At 50.3% G+C, this 2812-nt stretch carries 2 rRNA genes; both read left to right on the forward strand.

Annotated elements, in window-relative coordinates:
- Positions 1-2641 (forward strand): 23S ribosomal RNA (locus tag IV64_RS02345); the annotation flags it as partial.
- Between the two features lie 71 nt (positions 2642-2712).
- Positions 2713-2812: ribosomal RNA gene (gene rrf / locus IV64_RS02350) — 5S ribosomal RNA — on the forward strand; the annotation flags it as partial.

Below are 2812 nucleotides of genomic sequence, written 5' to 3' on the forward strand. Positions count from 1 at the left end.
GTGCTTGCACTTTGGGGTTGTAGGACTGAACATTTGAGTTACCAAAGAGTTTGATAGTCGAAGGATTTGGGAAAATCCGCCATAGATGGTGATAGCCCAGTAGATTAAATCAAGCTCCCTCAGTTCAGTATCCTGAGTACGGCGGAACACGTGAAATTCCGTCGGAATCCGGGAGGACCATCTCCCAAGGCTAAATACTACCTAGTGACCGATAGTGAACCAGTACCGTGAGGGAAAGGTGAAAAGCACCCCGGAAGGGGAGTGAAATAGTTCCTGAAACCATGTGCCTACAATAAGTCAGAGCGCGTTAATGCGTGATGGCGTGCCTTTTGTAGAATGAACCGGCGAGTTATGATCCCGTGCAAGGTTAAGACTTAAAAGTCGGAGCCGTAGCGAAAGCGAGTCTGAAATGGGCGTTTTTAGTACGAGGTTGTAGACCCGAAACCAGGTGACCTATCCATGTCCAGGTTGAAGGTGCGGTAAAACGCACTGGAGGACCGAACCCGTGTAAGTTGAAAATTGCTGGGATGAGGTGTGGATAGCGGTGAAATTCCAAACGAACTTGGAGATAGCTGGTTCTCTCCGAAATAGCTTTAGGGCTAGCCTCGGATTAAGGATCATGGAGGTAGAGCACTATTTGGACTAGGGGCCCGTCTTGGGTTACTGAATTCAGATAAACTCCGAATGCCATTGATTCATATCCGGGAGTCAGACGATGAGTGATAAGATCCACCGTCGAAAGGGGAACAGCCCAGACCACCAGTTAAGGTCCCTAAATGTATGCTAAGTGGAAAAGGATGTGGAGTTGCATAGACAACTAGGATGTTGGCTCAGAAGCAGCCACCATTTAAAGAGTGCGTAATAGCTCACTAGTCGAGTGATCCTGCGCCGAAAATGTACCGGGGCTAAGCATACTACCGAAACCGTGGATGCGACCATTAGGTCGCGTGATAGGAGAGCGTTCTAAGGGCGGTGAAGCAAGATCGTAAGGACTTGTGGAGCGCTTAGAAGTGAGAATGCCGGTATGAGTAGCGAAAGATAGGTGAGAATCCTATCCACCGAATGACTAAGGTTTCCTGGGGAAGGCTCGTCCTCCCAGGGTTAGTCGGGACCTAAGTCGAGGCCGAGAGGCGTAGACGATGGATAACAGGTTGAGATTCCTGTACTAGTTAAATGCGTTTGAACGATGGAGGGACGCAGTAGGCTAAGATGTGCATTCTGTTGGATTAGAATGTCCAAACAACAAGTCTTGTGAAGAGTCAAATGCTTTTCACTTTAAGGACAAGTTGCGATGGGGAGCGAAATTTAGTAGCGAAGCGTCTGATGTCACACTGCCGAGAAAAGCTTCTAGTGAGTATTTAACTACCCGTACCGCAAACCAACACAGGTAGTCGAGGAGAGAATCCTAAGGTGAGCGAGTGAACTCTCGTTAAGGAACTCGGCAAAATGACCCCGTAACTTCGGGAGAAGGGGTGCTGATCGCAAGATCAGCCGCAGTGAATAGGCCCAGGCGACTGTTTATCAAAAACACAGGTCTCTGCAAAATCGTAAGATGACGTATAGGGGCTGACGCCTGCCCGGTGCTGGAAGGTTAAAAGGATGGGTTAGCTTCGGCGAAGCTCAGAATTGAAGCCCCAGTAAACGGCGGCCGTAACTATAACGGTCCTAAGGTAGCGAAATTCCTTGTCGGGTAAGTTCCGACCCGCACGAAAGGCGTAACGATCTGGGCACTGTCTCAACGAGAGACTCGGTGAAATTATATTGTCCGTGAAGATGCGGACTACCCGCGACAGGACGGAAAGACCCCATGGAGCTTTACTGTAGCTTGATATTGAGTGTTTGTACAGCTTGTACAGGATAGGTAGGAGCCATAGAAACCGGAACGCTAGTTTCGGTGGAGGCGTTGGTGGGATACTACCCTCGCTGTATGACCACTCTAACCCGCACCACTAATCGTGGTGGGAGACAGTGTCAGGTGGGCAGTTTGACTGGGGCGGTCGCCTCCTAAAAAGTAACGGAGGCGCCCAAAGGTTCCCTCAGAATGGTTGGAAATCATTCGCAGAGTGTAAAGGCACAAGGGAGCTTGACTGCGAGACAGACAGGTCGAGCAGGGACGAAAGTCGGGCTTAGTGATCCGGTGGTACCGTATGGAAGGGCCATCGCTCAACGGATAAAAGCTACCCTGGGGATAACAGGCTTATCTCCCCCAAGAGTCCACATCGACGGGGAGGTTTGGCACCTCGATGTCGGCTCATCGCATCCTGGGGCTGTAGTCGGTCCCAAGGGTTGGGCTGTTCGCCCATTAAAGCGGTACGCGAGCTGGGTTCAGAACGTCGTGAGACAGTTCGGTCCCTATCCGTCGCGGGCGTAGGAAATTTGAGAGGATCTGTCCTTAGTACGAGAGGACCGGGATGGACATACCTCTGGTGTACCAGTTGTGCCGCCAGGCGCATCGCTGGGTAGCTACGTATGGATCTGATAAACGCTGAAAGCATCTAAGTGTGAAACAGACCTCGAGATGAGATTTCCCATTCCTTTATGGAAGTAAGACCCCTGAAAGATGATCAGGTAGATAGGTTAGAAGTGGCAGTGCGGTGACGCATGAAGCGGACTAATACTAATCGGTCGAGGACTTAACCAAGTAATTGGTGTTCAGGTTCATGTGAGATATATTTGATATTAGCTAGTTTTGAGGGCACAAGTTCTCAGTAGTGTGGCGACGATGGCGAGAAGGATACACCTGTTCCCATGTCGAACACAGAAGTTAAGCTTCTTAGCGCCGAGAGTAGTTGGGGGATCGCTCCCTGCGAGG

Origin of the sequence: Lactiplantibacillus xiangfangensis, from assembly GCF_001438845.1 — a bacterium.
In the GTDB taxonomy this organism is placed as follows: domain Bacteria; phylum Bacillota; class Bacilli; order Lactobacillales; family Lactobacillaceae; genus Lactiplantibacillus; species Lactiplantibacillus xiangfangensis.